Below are 19,706 nucleotides of genomic sequence, written 5' to 3' on the forward strand. Positions count from 1 at the left end.
GTCCATGGGGACTGCCGCCTGCACCACGCCCGCACGAAGACGCGGAAGCCGAGTTCGCCGGCTCCCGGAGCGCGCCGGTGATGTCCCGGAGTCCTGGACAGATGCCGACGGGCCCGGCGGTGGATCGAGTCCATGCGCGCGGTGGTCGGCAGGGCCGTCTCCGTCATGCGCGGGCGCTTTCGTGCGGCTCTCCGTGTCCGACACAGCCGGAGGCGATGGGATTCCTTCGCGCTGAAGGGGGTGTGCAGACCGTCCGGCGGTTCCTTTTCCTGGCGGAGGCCGGGCCGTCGGGCCTCAGGCGGAGTGGCGGTGATGGATCGGCCTGTCCGAACCGGTCAACGGCAGGCCTGTTCCGCCCCGGCGGGCTGCGACGATCTCCGCCGAGATCGACAGGGCGGTCTCCTCCGGCGTACGCCCCCCGAGGTCCAGGCCGATGGGCGACCTCAGCCGCGCCAACTCGTGCTCCTGGAGGCCGATGTCGCGCAGCCGTCGGTCCCGGTCGGCGTGGGTGCGGTGTGAACCCATCGCACCGACGAACGACACCGGAAGCCGGAGTGCGACCTCCAGCAGCGGGACGTCGAACTTGGCGTCATGGGTGAGCACGCACAGCACGGTACGTCCGTCGGTCCGGGTGCCCCGGAGGTAGCGGTGCGGCCAGTCCACGACGACCTCGTCGGCCTCAGGGAAGCGCTCCGGGGTGGTGAAGACGGGCCGGGCGTCGCACACGGTGACGTGATAGCCGAGGAACTTGCCGGCCCGGACCAGGGCCGCCGCGAAGTCGACGGCACCGAACACGATCATCCGGGGCGGCGGCACACTCGTCTCGACGAGCAGGGTCAGGCCGCCGGGGCAGTGCGATCCGTCCTGCGACAGCTCGACCGTGCCGGTACGGCCCGTGTCGAGCGCGGCCAGGGCCTGTGCCGTGGCCGCGCGGTCCAGGTCCTCGTGCCCGCCCAGCCCGCCCTCCCGGGAACCGTCGGCGTGTACGAGCAGCGCGGCGCCGAGGAGCGCCGCGGCACCGCGGACGACCCTGACGAGGGCGACGGGTTCGCCCTGTGCCGAAGTGTCCAGGGCACGACGCAGCAGCGCACCGGCCGGACCGTCCGCCGTGACCGGGGTGACCAGGACGTCGAGGACTCCACCACACGTGAGTCCCACCGCGAAGGCGTCCTCGTCGCTGTAGCCGAACCGCTCGAGCACGCTGTCGCCGGTCTCCAGCGCCTGGGCGCACAGGTCGTAGACCGACGCCTCCACGCAGCCGCCGGACACCGACCCGATGACGGTTCCGTCGCCGTCGACGGCGAGGGCGGCGCCGGGACCGCGTGGAGCGCTGCCGCCGACGGACACGACGGTCGCGACGGCGGCCTTGCGGCCCTCGGCCAGCCAGTGGCACAGCTGCGGTGCGAGGTCAAGCATCGCGGCCGCCCGTCAGGACACGGTCGGGGCGGATGGGCAGGCTGCGGTGGCGTACGCCCGTGGCATGCCACACAGCGTTGGCGATGGCGGCTGCCGCGCCCACGATGCCGATCTCGCCGATGCCCTTGATGCCCACCGGGTCGTCCGGGTCGTCGTCCGCCACCCAGTGCGCCTCGACGCGCGAGACGTCGGCATGCGTCGCCACGTGGTATCCCGCGAGATCCGCTCCGACGGGCCCGCCCGAGACCTCGTCGCGCGCGGCCTCCTCGTGCAGGGCCATGGAGATGCCCCAGATCATGCCGCCGGTGAACTGGCCACGTGCCGTGAGGGGGTTGACGATACGTCCCGCCGCGAACACGCCGAGCATGTGCCGTACCCGGACCTCGCCCGTGGCGGTGTCGACGGCGACCTCGGCGAACTGCGCGCCGAAGGAGTGCCGTTCCTTCCGCGCGAGGGCGGCGACCGCCTCGGTGGTGTCGGAGCGCACGGTGATGCCCTCGGCCGGGACCGCCGCGCCCGGCACGAGCCGGTCGCGCAGTTCGCCCGCGGCGGCCATGACGGCCCACGCCCAGGATCGGGTGCCCATGGAACCGCCGGCGATCATCGCGGGCCCGAACGCGCTGTCGCCGAGGAGGACCCGTACGCGCTCCGGCGGGACGGCCAGGGCGTCCGCGGCGACCAGGGTGAGGGCGGTTCGCGCGCCGGTGCCGATGTCGGCCGCCGCGATCCGCACGGTGAAGCGGCCGTCGGCCTCGGCGGTGATCGAGGCAGTGGACGGCGCGGCCCCGGCACCGAAGGAGGCCGCCGCGGTGCCGGTGCCCAGCAGCCAGCGACCTTCACGTCGCACCCCGGGCCGAGGATCGCGCCGGTCCCAGCCGAAGCGGCGGGCCCCTTCTTCGAAGCAGGCGCGCAGATTACGGCCGGCGAAGGGGAGACCGGAGACCGGGCCCCGCTCCGGTTCGTTGCGCAGGCGGAGCTCGATCGGGTCGATGCCGCACCTGTGGGCGAGTTCGTCGAGCGCGGCCTCCAGCGCGAAGGATCCAGGAGCCTCGCCCGGGGCGCGCATCCAGGTAGGGCTCGGGACGTCCAGAGGCACGACCTCGTTCTCCGTGCGGTGTGCGTCGGCGTCGTACATCACCCGGGCCACGCCGGCGCTCGGCTCGACGAACTCGTACACGGTGGAGGTGCGACTGAGCGAGCGGTGCTCCAGGGCGCGCAGGCGTCCGTCGGAGTCCGCCCCGAGCCTGACCCGTTGGATGGTGGGGCTGCGGTGGCCGGCCAGCGTGAACATCTGACGCCGGGTCAGGACGACTCGCACCGGGCGCCCGACCATCCTGGACGCCATCACGGCGGCCACCTGATGGGCGCGCACGCCCTTGCTGCCGAAGCCGCCGCCGACGTGCTCCGAACGCACCCGCACCGACGCGGGATCGAGCGAGAAGAGGTTCGCGAGTTCCCCGACGACCCAGCTGGGGCCTTGGTTGGAGTCCACCACCTCGAGCCGGTCGGCCTCCCAGCGGGCGGTGGCCGCGTGGGGCTCCATGGGGTGATGGTGTTCTTCGGGAGTGGTGTACGTGGCTTCCACGACGAAGGTGGACGCGGCGAGTTCGGCCTCCAGGTCGCCCTTGTCCGTCACGGCCGGCATATGACCGTCGGAGGGGTGGGCGTCGGGGTGACCGTCGGTGAAGCCGACGTCGTGCGGGTCCTGTTCGTAGTGGACCACGAGAGTCTCGGCGGCCTCGCGCGCCTGCTCGGACGTCTCGGCGACCACCAGCGCCACCGGCCAGCCCAGATGGGGAACCCGGTCGCTCTGGAAGACCGCGCACGTCGGGTCCGGGACCGTGCCCAGCAGGCTGACGTAGTCGGTCTTGAGCGTCGGGGCGTTGCGATGGTCCAGCACGGCGAGGACTCCGGGCATGGCCAGAACGGCGGCCTCCTCGACGTCCTGGATCCGGCCGCGGGCCGCGGTGGACAACACCAGCCAGCCGTAGGCGAGTTCGGCGAAGGGGACCTCGCCCGCGTACCGCGCCGCACCGGTGACCTTGTCCCGACCCTCCACGCGGACGTGACCGGTGCCGACGGCGCGGACGGGGGCGAGGGGCGCCTCGGTCGTCGTCATCGGGCGGCCTCCTCGGCGAGTTCGCTCAGCACGGCCACGGTCAGGTTGCGCATCAGGGTCACCTTGAATCCGTTGTGCGACAGGGGCCGGGCCGATGCCAGTTCGGCGTCCGCCGCGGCCGCGAACGACTCGGCGTCGGCGGGCGCCCCGGTGAGGATCCGTTCGGCGGCGCGGGCCCGCCAGGGCCGGGAAGCCACCGCGCCGAACGCCATGCGCACCTCCCGTACGACACCGTCGCGGACGTCGAGTGCGGCGGCGACCGAGCCGACGGCGAACGCGTAGGACGCGCGCTCACGTACCTTCCGGTAGCGGGAACGGGCGGCGACCGCGGCGGGCGGCAGGGTGACACCCGTGATCAGCGCGCCCGGCGGCAGGGCCGTCTCGCGGTGCGGAGTGTCGCGGACCGGGAGATAGAACCAGCCGAGGGGCATCTCTCCCGGTCCCTGGGCCGTCTCGTAGTGCACCATGCCGTCGAGGGCCGCCAGTGCGACGGCCATGTCCGACGGGTGCACCGCCACGCAGTGCGCGGAAGCGCCGAGGATGGCGTGGTTGCGGTTCTCACCCCGCAAGGCAGGACAGCCGCTGCCGGGAGCCCGCTTGTTGCAGGGTCCGGTGGCGTCGGCGAAGTAGGCGCAGCGGGTGCGCTGGAGCAGATTGCCGCCGACGGTGGCCATGTTGCGCAGCTGGCCGGAGGCGCCGGCGAGCACCGCCTGGGCCAGAGCGGGGTAGCGGGTGCGGACCAGGGGATGGGCGGCGAGGTCGCTGTTGGTGACGGTCGCGCCGATCCGCACTCCGCCTCCCGGGGTCGCCTCGACGCGGTCCAGAGGCAGGCCGCGTATGTCGACCAGTCGTCCCGGACGTTCGACGCCGGTCTTCATCAGGTCGACCAGGTTGGTGCCGCCGGCGAGGTAGCGCGCGTCCGGGTCGGAGCCGAGCAACGCGACGGCGCCCGGTACGTCGGGGGCCTTCCGGTAGCCGAACTCCCTCATGCCGCAGGCTCCTTCGAATCCGGTCCGGCACCCGTGCGCACCGCGGGCCCGGATTCCGCGGCCCTGGTGACGGCCTCGACGATCGAGGTGTAGGCGGCGCAGCGGCACAGGTTGCCGCTCATGCGCTCACGGATCTCGTCCGCGGTCAGGGGTGGAGGTCCGGCCGTCGGCCGTACGTCGGCCGAGGCAGCGCTCGGCCATCCGGCGGCGTGTTCCGCGAGCACACCGATGGCCGAACAGATCTGCCCCGGCGTGCAGTAGCCGCACTGGTAGCCGTCGAGGTCGAGAAAGGCCTGCTGCACGGGGTGCAGCCGGTTGCCGTCCGCGACGCCCTCGATGGTGGTGATCTCACGCCCCTCGGTGGCGACCGCGAGCTGGAGGCAGGCCACGGTCCTGCGGCCGTCCACCAGAACGGTGCAGGCTCCGCACTGCCCCTGGTCGCACCCTTTCTTGGTGCCGGTGAGGTCGAGTCGCTCGCGGAGCGCGTCGAGCAGGGTGGAGCGGTGGTCGACGGGCAGCGTGTGCCGCTCTCCGTTGATGTGCAGGGTGATGACGCTGGACGTCGGTAAGGCCATGAGAGCTTCTTTCGCGCTTCCGGAACCTGGGGCGGCGGCCGCCGGCGTCTGGCGACTGCCGGGGTACGTCGTTCTTGGTGGGCGGGGTTCGGCGGACAGGGGTGGGCGCACGAGACGGCGCTGACGGTGTACGCGGACTCCCGCGCGGACCCGACCGGAGCTATGGTGAACCCAACCGGACAATCGTCCGCTATCAGCAAACTTAACGGACAGCTGTCCGCTTAGCAAGGGTGGGGTTCGGCCGCGCACCCCCGAGGAGAGTCGAGTGCAGCACAACAAGGACGCCCCCCTGCGCTCGGACGCACAGCGCAACCGTGGGCGCATCCTCGAGGTCGCCCTGGCCGAACTGACACTGCACCCCGACGCCCCGCTCAGTGCGATCGCCAGGAAGGCGGGCGTCGGACAGGGCACCTTCTACCGCAACTTCCCCAACCGCGAGGCCCTCGTCCTGGAGATCTACCGCCACGAGATGCGCCAGGTCGCCGACAGCGCGGCCCAGCTGCTCGGACAGCTGCCGCCGGACCAAGCCCTGCGCGCGTGGATGGACCGGCTGGCCGAGTTCGCCATGACCAAGGCCGGCCTCGCCGACGCGATCCGCCTCGCCACCAGCGCACCGGGCGGTCCGGAGAAGCCCGCGCACACCCCCGTGACCGACGCGGCCGAACTCCTCCTGCGCGCCAACGACGCGGCGGGCACCATTCGGCCGGGCATGACCCCGGACGACCTGGTCCTCGCCATCGGCGGCCTGTGGCAGCTGGCACCCACGGACGACTGGCGCCCGCGCGCCGCCCGGCTCCTCGACCTGGTCATGGACGGGCTGCGCACCGGGGCCCCCGGGACCGGTGACCGGGCGCTGCCGTCCTGCCCCAGGCGCTGAGCAGTTGACGGAGCGGGCCGGCCAAGTCCGGTACGACGAATCGACCCGGTTTCGTACGGCTCCTCGGTCCGGCCGCTGCCGCCCGGTCGGCGCCCGTGCCCCCGCCAGACGGACCCGCCCCCGTCCCGTCCGGCAGTTCGTCGCCGGTTCGGGCTGGAAGTTCTCCCCGTCCTTCGCCGCCGATCTGCCCGCCGACGAGGCCGCGGTTCCTGGCCGACTCCCAAGTGCCTTGAGGCTTGAACGCGTTGGGCGGGACCGTCGCCCGTCCCGCCTGGCGTGCCAAGCCGAGCTTCCACCTGGTCGCCACCGACGACCACATGATTGCGCCGCCGGCCCAGCGCGCCACGGCCGACCGGGCGGGGGCGCCATGGCCGGCCGGGCAGGGGCGACGGTGACCGAGACGAGCGGCAGCCACGCCGTGTACGTGTCCAAGCCCGCCGAGTGTCGCCGCGCTGGTCATGGAGGCCGCGTCGCCCGGAAGGTGGGCATGGCCGAGGGGACGCCCCTTCCTCGCTACGCCGAGGTGGGGGCAGCACGGAGCGTCCGTCAAGTCAACGGTGGATCGCTTCCAGGGCCCGCTTCGAGGTCGGCGCGGCCTTCGGGGTCGGCCTTTGCAACCGGTCCGTTTCTCCGCGCCGCTCGCCGAACCCGGGTTGCCCGTTCACCGCGTACCGGGTGCGGGGCCCCAGGCCGAGGGCTGTCCGAGGTCCTTACGCCGCAGGCGGTGGCCGACTTGGTGTCGGCCACCGCCTGGCGGAAGGGATGCCGGTTCGGCTGCGTGGCCAGTGGTGTGGTGTCAGGTGCTTGGGCTGCCCGCGGCCCACACGCTCCACGCCATGTTCCAATCGCTGAGGCCGTTGTCCGAGGCCAACATGGTCTTGTCCTCGGAGTTCTTGACGATCACGACGTCACCGATCATCGAGTGGTCGAAGAACCACGCGGCGGGCTGCCTACCGTCGCCGCCGCTCCTGACATCCTTCAGGCCTACGCAGCCGTGGCTGGTGTTGACCTTGCCGAAGACCGAGTCGGTACCCCAGTAGTTGCCGTGGATGAACGTGCCCGAGTCGGTCAGGCGCATGGCGTGCGGTACGGCCTTGATGTCGTACGAGGGCTTGCCGTCCTTCTCAGTGAGGCCGACGCTCGCACCGTTCATGTGGATGTGCCTGAACTTCTCGGAGATCACCATCTGACCGTTGTACGTCGGGTGCTCGGGGCTGCCTGACGAGATCGGGATGGTCTTGATCGTCTTGCCGTCCCGGACGACGGTCATCTGCTTCGTCTTTGCGTCCACGGTGCTGATCTGGCTCCGGCCGATCTTGAACGTGACCGTCTTCTGGATGCCGTGGCGGTTGAGCGTGACGGTGACGGTGGAGCCGGGCTTCCAGTAGTTCTCGGGGCGGAAGTCCAGGCGGTGGTCGTTGAGCCAGTGACCGACGACCCGCTGGCCGCTGCTGGAGCTGACCTGGATCTCCGACTCCACGGCGGCCTTGTCGCCGATCGCCGTGTCGAAGTTGACCGTCACCGGCATGCCCACGCCGACGGTCGAGCCGTCCCCGGGGGAGACGTGCCCGATGAAGTCGTTGGCCGGGGAGACCGTGGTGATCGTGGCGTTACCGGTGGCGGAGCGGCCCTTGGCGTCCTCGGCCTCTGCGGCGATCTGATACTTGGTGGCACGCTCCAGCCGGCCGTTCGGCTTCCAGGAGGTGCCGTCCGCGGACAGAGTGCCCGGGGTCTCGGCACCGGTCGCGACGGCGGTCATGGTCACGTGGGTGAGCTTCCCCTTGCTGACAGTGACACCGACCGGTCCGTTGATCCCGACGTCGTGGGCGCCTTGCCCGGGCGTGATCTCTATTCGGGCGTCGGAGGCTTCCTGGGTGCCCGCCTGATCAACCCGCGCCTGCGATTTCGGGTGGTTCCCGGCACCATTGCCGCTGGTGGCAGCGTTGCTTGTACCGCCGAGGGCCGTGACTGCGAGTGCGAGTGCGCCCCCGAGTACGCCGGTCGTAGTCACCAGCCCGGTGCGTCGTTTGTAAGGCGTGATCAACCGCTTCTCCATGCCACTTGTCTTAGCGTCTATTTGCTGATCGCCGAAGGACTGCAACCAGCGTGCAAAACAACTTATAGGCACGCCTATATCCATAAATGGGCAAATTGTGGCGAAGGCCACGCATTGTCGAGCACGTCGCCGGAGTTACGGACCTGGGCGTAGGCCTGGGAGCGGATGGTCGTCCGCACGCGGATCTTGGTGCGGTTGCGCTCTTCTTTGCTCGTGCCCCGGAAGGCATGAGCGCGGCATCGAACCCGCGGTTCGGGCGGCGGAGTGCTTGGAGGGGTTCGCCGGCGGGGGGAGGGCACTGCCAGGGCAGGGGACGGCCCTTTCCGACAGCTGAACTGGGCCTCGCCAGGCCGACCCGTAGCGGAAGGCCCCGTGCGGGGTGGACGCGCCAGGGAGCCGGGCGATGCGGGTAGCGGGGGCCGGGGCGCTGCGGTCGGGGCCGGCCGATCCGGCGGCGTGGGCGGGAATGGCCGTTGCCACGGTCCTGGCCCGCCGGGCCGCCTGGGGTGAACCGGACCTGGCCGGACGGGCCCGTGAACTACGGGTGCAGGCATGGATGGCGCGAGGTGCGGCGCCACCTCTGCACTGGTCGAGTGCCGGTCCGGTCTCGGTATGGGGGCTTGGTCAACGGAGTCTGCGATTCCGGGGACGCTGCCGTGATGAACAACGGAAGCAGACGGTACGCGAGGCGAGCTGCGGACGTGGCGGTGGCTGTCGCCCTGGTCGTGTTCGAGGCGGTTGCACTGCTCGGGGTGATTCTCGGGGCGATGCCCTTCGTGTTCACGGGAGTGTGGGGCGAGTGGCTCGCACCGGTCTGCTTGGGGGTCCTCGCCGTGTGTGCCGGGCTCACCGGAGCAGGGGCGTGGACAGTTCGCCTGAGGGTTACGGCGATGGTGCAGGGGCTGGTTACCGGGTGCTGCCTGGTCACGGTTTTGATCGGCCTCAGCGGCGGGTTAGCGTGACGAAACGACAACTGGAAAGCCCGGGTGCCCGCCCTGCTGCGCACCGTGGGTGTTCGTGCCGCCGGGTATGTCCGCGGCCAGGGCTCCGCCATCGCCGCGGCCACCTGCTCCGGGGCTGGATCCAGAAGGCCGAGCCGGACGGCCCGGACGCCATCGGCACCTTCGCCGACTCCATCCGCCAAGGCCTCCACGCCGTCACAGCAGGACTGCAATGCGGGGGATAACGGGATGAAGGTCATGCCGTTTCTTCACTGCAGCCCATGTACGCGCCAACGCGAACGTGAGGTCGGGGCGATACTCTTCCCTCATGGCCAGCCGCACCTCGTCCCCGCTCGTCCACCCCGACGTGGAAGACTTCGATCTCTTCAAGATCATGAGCGCGCTGACCGACGAGCTCCGGCTCACCATCGTCGTCACTCTTGCCGCCTCACCTGGTCTGGCCTGCAGCGGCTTCAACCGGGACGTCACCGCGTCCGTGCTCACCCGCCACTTTCGCGTCCTGCGCGAGGCAGGTGTCATCCGCCAGCGCGACGTCGGCACCCGCCGCATCAACACTCTGCGCAAGGAAGAACTGGACCAGCGCTTCCCCGGACTGATCGACCTCGTCCTCAAGGAGAGCGTCGGCCGCGTGGAGCCCTACACCGACTGCGACACCGCCTGACCCTTCGGAGCGCCCCGCTGTGGACGCGAGGAACCCGGCCCGCCGCAGCGGCATGACGCACTCATACGGCCTGACCGGCCCTGGACCCGGGCGACGAACGCGACCGCCTCGCACCACGGCGTCAGCGGCGAGCTCTCTGCGCCGTGGTCACGGGTGCCCCGGCCCTCGCGGCGCCGTCCTGACGTCGGCACCCCGCGTCGGTCCCTCCCCGGACGCGCCGGGGGCGGACTCACTCCTGCACAGGCCCCGTCGCGAGGGCGTCCAGCTGCTCCTTTGACCACGAGAGCCTGCCGGCTCGCAGGTCCTCGGCCACCGCGCGCACCCACTCCAGTTCCGCGGCCGTCACGGCCCGCAGGTACTCGGTCTCCAGACGGGTGACGCGCGGCAGTCCCCGCTCCGTCTCCGCGGTCAGGGCCGCTTCCAGCCCGTCGAGCTTCACCGCGAGGGCGCCGACCCGTCGCTCCAGCACATCGGTCACCTCTTCGGGCATGAGCAGCAGCAGATTCGAGAGGGCGGCCGGGAACTCCGGGAACTCCCGCTTGGGCGCGGAGAGCATCTCCTCCAGCCAGGTGCGGGTGGTCTCGCGCCCCGCGTCGGTGACTTCGTACACGGTTCGCTCGGGGTACTGCTGATCGCGTCCTGTTCCGTGGACCGCGATCAGACCGTCGCCGTTGAGCCGCTCGATCGTGCGGTAGAGGCTCGCCCGCTGCCTGACGTTGACGACCTGCTCCTTGCCCCAGTCCTTGACCAGCCGCTGAATGCCGTACGGGTGCAGGGGCTTGTAGTGCAGCAGGGCCAGGACGGTCAGGGCGAGGGGGGAGCTGCGAGGAGCGGACGGAGCAGATGGGGTCATGGCTCGATTTTAGCCTCACGGCAACTAGTTGACGGGTGACTAGTCTCAGTGTAACTATCAAATAGTCAACGCGACACCGCCCCGAGAGGAAACCATCGCGATGTCCCTCACCGAGCGCATCCACTCCGACCACGACCTCGTCAAGCATCTGGGCAACTGGACCGAGGCCGGCCGCTTCGAGATCAAGGCCCGCCACGGCGCCACCGTCCTCGACCTCCGTTCCCCCGACCTCCCCGACGACATCGAGATCCACCTCGACCTGGACCGGGCCATGGTCAAGCTGCTCGTCGACGACGACACCACCGTCGACCACTGGAACCTGAGGTGGACCGCCCGCGGCAGGATCAAGGACTCCCGGCCCTCGTCCACCCGCGACGAGGCGGCCGGCCGGCGTATCCAGCTGTCCGGCTCCGCGACCAACAGCGAGATCCGCATCCACCGCGGTGGCATCGCGATCCTGACGGCGATGTTCTCCCGCGCGTACGTCCAGGACGTGCGCCACGCACACAAGACCGGCGGCGTACCGACGATCGACGACCCCGCGAGGGGGCACCGGTCATGACCGGAACCGGCACCGGCAAAGCCCGCACCGCGCTCGTCATCGGTGGCGGTATCGCAGGCCCGGTCGCCGCGATGGCCCTGCGTCAGGCAGGTGTCGAGGCGGCCGTCTACGAGGCGTACGACTCCACGGCCGACGGGGCGGGAGGCGGCATGACCGTCGCCCCGAACGGCCAGAACGCCCTCGACGCGATCGGTGCGGGCGCTGTCGTCCGGGCCATCGGCACCCCGGTCACCGCCATGGGACTACGGAGCTGGACGGGCAAGCACCTCGCGCGGTTCGCCCCGCCCTCCCGCCTCCCGTCCCCGCAGTTCGTCTGGCGCGCCGACCTCTGCCGCGCGATCTACGACGAGGCGGAGCGCCGCTCCGTCCCCCTTCACCACGGCAAGCGGCTGACCGGCACGACGGACACCGGCTCCGGCGTCACCGCGCACTTCGCGGACGGTACGCAGGCGAGCGCCGACATCCTGATCGGCGCCGACGGCATCCGCTCCACGGTCCGCCCCCTGATCGACCCGGCCGCACCACAGCCGAACTACGCCGGCCTGGTCTGCTTCGGAGCACGGATGCACCCGTCAGGGATGCCCTCCACCGACGGCGTCATGTACATGTGTTTCGGCAAGCGCGCGTTCTTCGGCTACCAGATCTTCGACGACTCCTCGGCGGTGTGGTTCGTGAACCTGCCCCACCGCGCCCCGATGACCGTCGCCGAGGCCCGGGCGATCGGCGCGGAAGCCTGGATGCGCACCCTGCGGACCGCCTTCGCCCACGACCGCACCCCGGCCCTGGAGATGATCAGCCGTACCGACGCCGGCCGGCTCCTCATCACCGGGCCGATGGAGAACATGCCCAGGGTCGCGACCTGGACCCGCGGCCGTATGACCCTGATCGGCGACGCGGCCCACGCCGCCTCCTCCAGCTCAGGGCAGGGCGCCTCCATCGCCGTCGAAAGCGCCGTCGAACTGGCGCGCTGCCTGCGGGACCTGCCCTACGACCAGGCTTTCGCGGCATACGAACGACTGCGCCGCCCCCGCGTCGAACGCATCATCAGGCTCGGCGCCCGCACGAACAGCAACAAGACCGCGGGCCCGGTCGGTCGCGCCCTGCGCGACCTCGTGATGCCGACGACCATGAAGCTGATCAACCCGGAGAAGATGGCCTGGCAGTTCGACCACCACATCGACTGGGACGCGAAGGCGGCCCCGCCCACGTGAACTCCTTCGTCCGCCGGGGCCCGATCGGTCACCCGCGAGACGAGGCCCTCGAACTGTTCGCGCAGCTATTGCGGGGAAGGGCCGTACCGTGCGATCGGCAGGAACGGCTCAATCAGCCTGGTCCCCGGCTGTTCGATGGGCTGGTGTGCCGCGCGGACGGCGTCGTCCAGATGCCGTGGGCCCGGCCCACATCGCGCAGGAAACCGCGCTCCTCAGCAACTTGTACCGCGACAGGGGCTTGCTGCCGCTCCTCGCCGTCCTCCACGGCACGGGCGTGCTCGCCCCCACTGCCGCTGGCCGAACCAAGCGAGGACGACGGCCGGCTTCCCCCAATGACTACATCACCGGGCGGGACATGACCTTCCGGAGCGACGTGCGGGACACCGGCCGGGTTGATCCAGGGTCCGTTCGAGATCATGCGGGTTCCCCGGACCGGAGGGAATCGCATCGTCGACCTGATGTGACCAGGCGCACTCCCAACTGGCGCACCCTGCCCCCAATTCCCGGAACGTCGCGGCCATGCCAAACATCCTCAAGTGCGGAAATTCTTACCTCACGCCGTGTTCGCGCGGTGTTTCGACAGAGTCCGAGGAAGCATGACGAGGCGTGAATCCGTGCTGCGGCGCGGATGGCGGGGGTCCGGGGGATCCTCCCGATGGACGGCCTGCGGGGTTGTTCTGGCCCTGTCCGTAACGGTGCTGCAGAGTGCCGGCACGGTGGCGGCTCCGGCACGAGCCGCTGGTGTTGCGGCCGCCGACGTGACCCAGGCGGTGGACATCCCCTCCGCGCGCGCTGCCGCGCGGACGTCGGGCAACAGGGTCGAGGCGCTCTCCGAGCGCACGGAGACCTCCACAACCTGGGTGAACGAGGACGGTTCGCTGACCACCGAGGTGTCCGCAGGTCCCATCCGCTTCTACGACCAGGACGCGCGGGCCTGGCGCGCCGTGGACGTGAACCTGACCCGGGGAGCCGACGGGGTGGTCGAGTCCAGAGCTCACCCGCATGGGCTGAGACTGGCCGGGCGCAGTACGGGTGCCGTCGTTCAGCGGGCGTCGCTGTCGGGCCCGCGGGCCGTGGGAGCCCACTCGGCCGGGGCGTCCGACCTGGTGACGCTCGGCGAGGGAGACGGGCAGATCACCCTGCAGTGGAAGGGCGCTCTGCCGACCCCCACGCTCAGCGGCAACCGGGCCGAGTACGAGAACGCGATGCCGGGTGCCGATGTGGTCGTCGAGGCCACTCGGACCGGCTTCGAACAGTTCGTGGAGATCAAACGAAGACCGGCGGGGGACTCCTACAGCTACACACTGCCGCTCAAGGCCCGCGGTCTCACGGTGACCCAACGACCCGACGGCAGTGTGCTGCTGACCGACCGGCGGAGCGAGAAGACGGCCGTCATGCCGGCACCGGTGATGTGGGACGCCACGGTCGACGAGGTCTCCGGTGAACACACCCGCACGGTGCCGGCAGCCATGAAGGTCGTCCGCGACGAGTCGTCCGTCGACCTCGTGGTGACACCGGATGCCAAGTTCCTAGCCGACCCGAAGACCAAGTACCCGGTGACGGTGGACCCCTCCACATCCGCGCTGTCGAACGTCATGGACACCTACGTTCAGCAGGGCGAAACCGGTGACATGTCCACCGACACCGAACTGGATCTGGGGAACCCGGGGACGAAGAACGCCGACGGCAGCCCGCGCACGGCGCGTTCGTTCCTCACCTGGAACACCGCGTCGATCGCGAACGCCCTGGTCAGCAGTGCCAGGCTCAGCCTGTGGAACTTCCACTCGGGCAACACCGAATGCAAGGCGTCCCCGTGGGAGGTGTGGTCCGCCGGAGCCTCCTCGACCACCACCCGCTGGACGTCCCAGCCCGCGTGGAACTCCCAGGCGGCCACCTCCACGGAGACTCGTGGCAACTCCGCCTGCTCCTCGGCACCCGACGGGTGGATCAACGCCGACGCGACCTCACTGGTGCAGAGCTGGGCCGCCGCCAAGGCAACGCGCGGCACCATGGGACTGCGGGCCGCCGACGAGAAGGTTGTCGCCCAATGGAAGCGGGTCAACTCCGCCAACGCCGCGGCCAATCCGCCCAGACTCACCGTGAACTACAACTACCGGCCGCGCACCGGCACCAAGCAGCAGGCCGGCCCGCCGTTCTCCCAGGACCGGACGGGAACCTGGCGCGTCGACACGATCACACCGATCCTGCGCGACACATTCACCGACCCGGACGGCGACCAGGTCAACGGCGCCTTCCAGATCTTCGACGCCGCGACCAACACCCAGGTCGGTGACGTAGTGGTGTCCAGGTACGCGGCGAGCGGCACCCCCGTCGAGGTCGCCGTCCCCGTCGGCATGCTGCGGCACGGCAGGACCTACCGGTTCCGCACGTCGCCCTACGACGGCACGCACTACAACACGGAGTGGTCGGCCTGGGCCACCTTCAGTGTCGCCGCGCTTCCTGACACGCCGCAGGATCTCCAGGCCGGGGCGGAGCAGACCCTGACGCCGATCATCTCCGCGGTCGTCACGGATCCGGCACAGGGCCGGGTCAGTGCCGAGTTCGCGGTGAAGGACTCGGCCGGCAACGCGATACCCGGACTGAAGCTCTCGCCGGTGTGGACGGACAGTGGCCGACGAGCCGCCCTCCGGCTTCCCGAGCGGGTGCTCGCCGACGGCGCCGCCTACCGCTGGACCGCACGCACCTGTACGAGTGTGGGCTGCTCGCCCTGGTCGGCTCAGCAGACCATCGACGTGCGGGAGAAGCCGCTGCCCGCACCGCCCGACAGCAGAACGCTCACCCTCGTCGGCGATGCCCTTGACCAGGTGTCCACCGCCACCGACTGCACCACCACGCCCTGCCCCACTGCACCCGACGGGGAACTCCGGCTCGGTCCGGTCGACGGACACCAGTGGGCAACCCGTTTCAAGGCGGACCTCTCCGGCCTGCCCAAGGGCGCCCGCGTCACCTCGGCCACGCTGGCGATCACCCGCTCCGACTGCACGGCCGAGTGCGCCGCACAGCAGCCGGGCGTGTACGAGCTGTCGTCCGCCTGGACACCCTCCCGGAGCGGCGCGGAACTCCTCGACGAGGCCGGAACCGACGGCTACGCCTCCGGTACGCCGCTGCCGGAGGTGGACTTCGGCCCGCTGGTGCAGTCCTGGACCGAACGAGGCGAGAACCAGGGTTTCGCACTGACGGTCCCGGCCGACGCGAGTGGCGCGGCGTACCACTCGCTCACCGCGTCCGACGCGAACACGCGGCCGCGGCTGACGATCCGGTACCTGCCGCCCACGACGCCCGCAGCGGTCACTGACGTGGTGACGGTCCCCGGCGACTCGGGCCTGCTGGCGACATGGAACCCGCCGATGGACCCGGGCGCGGCCGGTGAGCTCGGCTACGCCGTGAAGGTCGAAAAGGCCGACGGCGTCGTCGTGACCGAGCAGGAGACGACCGCACCGAGGGCCGTGTTCGCCGAGCTCGACAACACCGTCCCGTACCGCGTCTCGGTGAGTGCGAAGAACGTCGTGGGCGGCGGACCCCGGACGTACTCAGCACCGGCACAGGGAACGGCGGTCCCGGGCGGGACCGCGAAGTACCGCGACGTCGTGCGGGAGTATCTGGCCGCCCGGGGCAAGGTCCTGACGGGCGGCAGCCTCTCCGCGGCCGACGCCGTCGCCGACGCGCCGCACGGCCAGGTCTTCGCCGGGCTCCTCGGCGCGCAGGAACCGAACCTCGTCGACAACAGGCAGGCACTCACCGACAACGGCCAGAGCTACGCGGGCGCCTCGGCGGAGATGACCGACGTCCTGGTCGGCAGGGGAGCCACGGCGGACCAGATCGCCGTCCGGGCCACCGTCACGGAGTCGATGACGCTGCACGGCGACGGTGGCGACGAACCGACGAAGGCGAGCGCCGACAAGCGGTTCACCTTCACCTTGACCGGGGACACCGCGGTCCTGGACAGCGAAGCCGACGACATCGACGCCGGGCAGACACTGTCCGCTACGGCGGCCGCGCAGTCCCAGGTGGAGACCACCTCCGCGGAGGACTCGGACGACACCTCGGACGACCCCGGCTCCATCGAACTGGGCGAGAACGGCTTCCCCGACGAGACCCCGGTCGCGCCTGGGCCCAAGGCCCTCAGCGCCAGGTCGGTCAACGGTCACGGCACCGCCAACTGGGCCTACAACCACACCGGCATCGGCTGGGAGTACTCCCAGGACTGTACGAACTTCGTCTCCAAGGCCCTCTACCACGGTGGCGGTATGAAGTTCCGGTGGGGCGGACGCAAGACGGACGGCGCCTGGTGGCAGCAGTACTACCTCTTCGGTTCGGTCAAGAACAAGAGCTACACCTGGTCGGGCGCCGACAACCTGCGCCGTCACTTCTCCGGTCACCGTCCCGCGACCCGAGTCTCCAAGACGTACAACGCCCAGCTGGGCGACATCGTCTTCTTCAAATGGAAGAAGGAACGGGTCTACAACCACGCCGCGGTGGTGACCTCCAAGGTGCAGGGACATCTGGGACTCTCCCAGCACGGCATCAAGAACCACACCACGCTCGACGATGTGCTGGCGCGTTACCGCGGCACCAGCAACCCGATACAACGAGTCCTGATCATCCGACCCAGGAGTGCCAGATGAGGGCAGAGACCGCAGTGCGCGGCCCGCTGACCGGGGCGCTGGCAGCCAGTGTGCTGTTCGCGGCGCTGACCGGGTGCTCGTCCACGGACGACACGGCGGACACCCGCTACGCCGAGGACTACACCGGACATGAGCCCCTGCACGTGCTCGGCTACCCCTCCACCGGCTCACTTGGCATCACGCAACAGCTCGTGTGGCGGATCGCGGACGATTCCGCCGACGGGCTCGCGGCACTCGCCACCGGGGACGGCGGCAAGGACGCCGCACGCAGCACGGCCGACAACTGGATCAAGGCATTCGGAAAGGGAGCGGACGGGAAGGTCACAGCCGACTTCTACGACGAAGGATCCGAACGCCAGACCGTCGTCCTGTACTTCCAGGACACCGGGCAGACCAAGGAGATCAGCGTCCGCCTCGACGGGAACGCGGGCGAGGACGGCTGGCACGTCCTCATGGACGAACCGTCCATGAAGGAGGCCACGGCAGAACCGACCTGGGCGCCCCGAACGCCGGGCGGCTCAGGATCTTCCCGCACCCGCTGACCCGCCCCCGTGCCGCCACGGCGCCCGCGCATCTGTAACCGCGCAGGGCGCCGTGGCGTGCCCGGAGCCGCCGGCGCCAGGTCGCGCGGCCGCTGCCGAGGTTGCGCGGGAGGTGAGGGCCCGGGCGTCGCCGTACAGGACCTGCATCACCTGATCGGCTGGCAGTCCACCCGCCGTCAGCAGATCGAGGACGCGCCGCCCGCCCTCATGGCCGACCACGAAGAGGTCAGGGGCACCCGCTGGGAGAGCGGGCCGCCTACGCCCTGGACCGGCAAACGGCCGACCAGACGCGTTTTGCTGAGCGGGCCACCGACGAAATTGCGAGGCCACGGTCCAGCAGCCGACGAGCACCGAGCGTGATCACCGCGCGGGTGAGGACGCTTTCCAGGGGGCGAACGCGTTGTCCACCGACTTCATGGACGAACGCAGCTCGGGGAAGTGCCGCAGCAGCACGCTGACCATGCTGTTGTTCTCGATCCAGTCCAACCCTGTCTGCGTGTACACCTGGGGCGTGTAGTCCTTGGTGAGGAAACGGTCGCTGTTGAGCCGGCGGGACGCCATGAGGACGAAGATCCGGAAGGCCGTGTCGCTGAAGGCGAAACCCTTCGGCCGGGGCTCGGCGAACATGCCCACCATGAGGTCGACGCGTTCGATGTCGCCCTCGTACACCCGACGCAGCTCCTCGGCCCAGACCGGGTTGTCCGTGAGCGAGTCGAAATCCTCTGCCGGGGGAAGATGCAGCAGACGTCTGAATTCGTTGTACCGCGGTACACCGAGTTCCCGGATCCGCAGGATGTCGACCGCCCCGAGGTCCATGAGCTTGCCGTCGGGACGCTGGAACTCCTGCAGGAACTTCGGGTAGTTGTGCAGGGTCACCAAACCTGGGTGCGAGGTGCCGAAGGAATAGAACAGATCCGGCAGGCTGTGTTTGCCAAGGATCTCGTAGGCCTGCCGCCCGGCCAGATCCCGGAACGTTGCCTCCTGCAGCAGGGAGTCGTCCGCGACCGAGCGGAAGCTCCACTCGTCGGGGACCAGGGGATGCATCCGGTAGACGGCCACGAACTCCTCGGTCAGGGAGTAGGGGACGCCGAAGTGGTCGGTACGCCCGCCCACGATGCCGCTGAGCACCTCGCTCGAGCTGATCCGGCCGAACAGCCGGTGCACCCGCTCACCGAGGACGCCGAACCAGTTGGCGCGCATTCCGGTGACCATCGTCGGATGGCTGATGACCGCCGGAGTCCATTCGATGGTGTGAATCTTGGCGATGAGTGCTGCCGTGATCAGGCGCGCCCGCTGGAAGATCTCCTCGTCCGACCAGCCGGGGTATTCTCCACGCAGCCTGTCGCAGATGGCGTTGTGCTCCAGGATGAACAGGGTGTGCATCATGGCGAGGCCCACCCAGAAGCCAGGCACGCTCGCCGGGTCCCGTTCGGGATCGTCTGAGAACAGCGAGCCGTTTCGGGGCACATTGAGTTTGCCGTCCTCGCCGGTACGCAGCTGTCGCTGGGCGGCCAGGTCGTCGCCGTAGAGCTGAGACGCGTCCCACCAGTGAGATTTCTCGTTGATGTACGTCGGCGGCAGCCCGTCGTCACTGTTCGGTCGGGTCGGGTCGGCGAGCGTCCGCGGCACGAGCATCGGCCGGGCGGGCCAGGGGTCGTCGTCGACCAGCTGGATGTGCCAGGGGCGGTCCACCGCGCCCTGTCCATGGCTGACCCAGTCCCGGATCATGAACTGCAACCACGCCGCGACCAAGGTGTTGACGGACTCGGCGGGGACGAACTCATGCCTGGTGAGGACAGCGCGACTCACTTCGCGTGGGCTCGGAGACATGATCTGCGGCTCGGTTTCGGGGAAGCTCCGCTCCGGTGGGGCGTTGCGGCCGAAGCGTGAACCGGTCATACCCATACGAGGGTTCGCCAGGTCGGTATACGAACCGTCGGCTGTGCGCTCGGTGAGGTGCCGCGGTTGCGACGGCCCGAGCGGTGGCAGGTGCTGTGTCGGGTAGGTGCTGGTGTCGAAGAGGTTCTTCCGGCGCAGATTGCTGCGAAGACCGATGAGGGTCAGCATGCCGAGCGCCTTCGGCAGGTTCTGCCAGCCGACTTTGTGGTCGACGGCCAGTGCCAGCTCGTTGTGCAACTGGACGAACCAGGACGCTCCGGTCTCGCCGGCACTTCGCGGTGCCGTGCGGCCCGCTGAGCCGTCGTGAGTACTACCCATCGTGATTCCTTCCGGCGTCC

14 protein-coding genes are annotated in these 19,706 nt (G+C 70.1%); 7 read left to right on the top strand and 7 right to left on the bottom strand.

Translation table 11 applies throughout. From position 1 onward, the window contains the following. Positions 1 to 294: 294 nt before the first annotated feature. From ACFWBB_RS16450 to ACFWBB_RS16465, 4 genes are read right to left on the bottom strand one after another with little or no spacing between them, the layout of a single operon-like run. Positions 295 to 1,416 (bottom strand): XdhC family protein, encoded by a 1,122-nt coding sequence (locus ACFWBB_RS16450; protein WP_385271894.1) that lies wholly within the window; start codon positions 1,414 to 1,416, stop codon positions 295 to 297. After that, a complete protein-coding gene (locus tag ACFWBB_RS16455; RefSeq protein WP_385271897.1) occupies positions 1,409 to 3,535 on the bottom strand; it encodes a xanthine dehydrogenase family protein molybdopterin-binding subunit in 2,127 nt (708 codons plus the stop codon). Before ACFWBB_RS16455 ends, ACFWBB_RS16450 begins: the two co-directional genes overlap by 8 nt. Continuing rightward, the gene (locus tag ACFWBB_RS16460; protein ID WP_385271900.1) at positions 3,532 to 4,524 is read right to left on the bottom strand and encodes an FAD binding domain-containing protein; all 993 of its coding nucleotides are present in this window, start codon (positions 4,522 to 4,524) and stop codon (positions 3,532 to 3,534) included. The genes ACFWBB_RS16455 and ACFWBB_RS16460 overlap by 4 nt, the downstream gene beginning before the upstream one ends. Next, on the bottom strand, positions 4,521 to 5,099 hold the full coding sequence (locus ACFWBB_RS16465; protein WP_385271903.1) for a (2Fe-2S)-binding protein: 579 nt from the start codon (positions 5,097 to 5,099) through the stop codon (positions 4,521 to 4,523). Before ACFWBB_RS16465 ends, ACFWBB_RS16460 begins: the two co-directional genes overlap by 4 nt. Before the next feature lie 265 nt (positions 5,100 to 5,364). On the opposite strand from ACFWBB_RS16465, the gene ACFWBB_RS16470 reads away from it, so the two are divergent. After that, on the top strand, positions 5,365 to 5,976 hold the full coding sequence (locus tag ACFWBB_RS16470; RefSeq protein ID WP_385271906.1) for a TetR/AcrR family transcriptional regulator: 612 nt from the start codon (positions 5,365 to 5,367) through the stop codon (positions 5,974 to 5,976). A 796-nt stretch (positions 5,977 to 6,772) separates the two neighbouring features. Here the strand turns inward: ACFWBB_RS16470 and ACFWBB_RS16475 are convergent. Beyond that, on the bottom strand, positions 6,773 to 8,032 hold the full coding sequence (locus ACFWBB_RS16475) for an Ig-like domain-containing protein (protein ID WP_385271909.1): 1,260 nt from the start codon (positions 8,030 to 8,032) through the stop codon (positions 6,773 to 6,775). A gap of 659 nt (positions 8,033 to 8,691) precedes the next feature. Here ACFWBB_RS16475 and ACFWBB_RS16480 point away from each other — a divergent pair. Then, complete coding sequence (locus tag ACFWBB_RS16480; RefSeq protein ID WP_385271912.1) at positions 8,692 to 8,994, top strand: hypothetical protein; 303 nt, start codon at positions 8,692 to 8,694, stop codon at positions 8,992 to 8,994. A 307-nt stretch (positions 8,995 to 9,301) separates the two neighbouring features. Next, positions 9,302 to 9,655, top strand: coding sequence for an ArsR/SmtB family transcription factor (locus ACFWBB_RS16485; protein ID WP_385271915.1), 354 nt, complete (start codon positions 9,302 to 9,304; stop codon positions 9,653 to 9,655). A gap of 229 nt (positions 9,656 to 9,884) precedes the next feature. On the opposite strand, the gene ACFWBB_RS16490 is transcribed toward ACFWBB_RS16485, so the two are convergent. Beyond that, the gene (locus ACFWBB_RS16490) at positions 9,885 to 10,508 is read right to left on the bottom strand and encodes a PadR family transcriptional regulator (RefSeq protein WP_385271917.1); all 624 of its coding nucleotides are present in this window, start codon (positions 10,506 to 10,508) and stop codon (positions 9,885 to 9,887) included. A gap of 100 nt (positions 10,509 to 10,608) precedes the next feature. Here ACFWBB_RS16490 and ACFWBB_RS16495 point away from each other — a divergent pair, with 100 nt between their 5' ends. The 4 genes from ACFWBB_RS16495 to ACFWBB_RS16510 all read left to right on the top strand — a co-directional run bounded on the left by ACFWBB_RS16495 (position 10,609) and on the right by ACFWBB_RS16510 (position 17,469). Further along, the gene (locus ACFWBB_RS16495; RefSeq protein WP_385271919.1) at positions 10,609 to 11,070 is read left to right on the top strand and encodes a hypothetical protein; all 462 of its coding nucleotides are present in this window, start codon (positions 10,609 to 10,611) and stop codon (positions 11,068 to 11,070) included. Beyond that, positions 11,067 to 12,281 carry an FAD-dependent oxidoreductase gene (locus ACFWBB_RS16500; protein WP_385271921.1) on the top strand — a complete coding sequence of 405 codons (1,215 nt, stop codon included), beginning with the start codon at positions 11,067 to 11,069 and terminating at the stop codon, positions 12,279 to 12,281. The genes ACFWBB_RS16495 and ACFWBB_RS16500 overlap by 4 nt, the downstream gene beginning before the upstream one ends. Positions 12,282 to 13,039: 758 nt before the next feature. Continuing rightward, positions 13,040 to 16,927 (top strand): DNRLRE domain-containing protein, encoded by a 3,888-nt coding sequence (locus ACFWBB_RS16505; RefSeq protein WP_385271923.1) that lies wholly within the window; start codon positions 13,040 to 13,042, stop codon positions 16,925 to 16,927. Next, positions 16,924 to 17,469 (top strand): hypothetical protein, encoded by a 546-nt coding sequence (locus ACFWBB_RS16510; protein ID WP_385271925.1) that lies wholly within the window; start codon positions 16,924 to 16,926, stop codon positions 17,467 to 17,469. Before ACFWBB_RS16505 ends, ACFWBB_RS16510 begins: the two co-directional genes overlap by 4 nt. A 360-nt stretch (positions 17,470 to 17,829) precedes the next feature. Here ACFWBB_RS16510 and ACFWBB_RS16515 read toward each other — a convergent pair whose 3' ends face one another. Next, positions 17,830 to 19,686: a peroxidase family protein gene (locus ACFWBB_RS16515; RefSeq protein WP_385271927.1), complete on the bottom strand. Its 1,857-nt coding sequence runs from the start codon at positions 19,684 to 19,686 to the stop codon at positions 17,830 to 17,832. Positions 19,687 to 19,706 lie beyond the last annotated feature (20 nt).

Source organism: Streptomyces sp. NPDC060000, assembly GCF_042737375.1.
GTDB lineage: Bacteria > Actinomycetota > Actinomycetes > Streptomycetales > Streptomycetaceae > Streptomyces.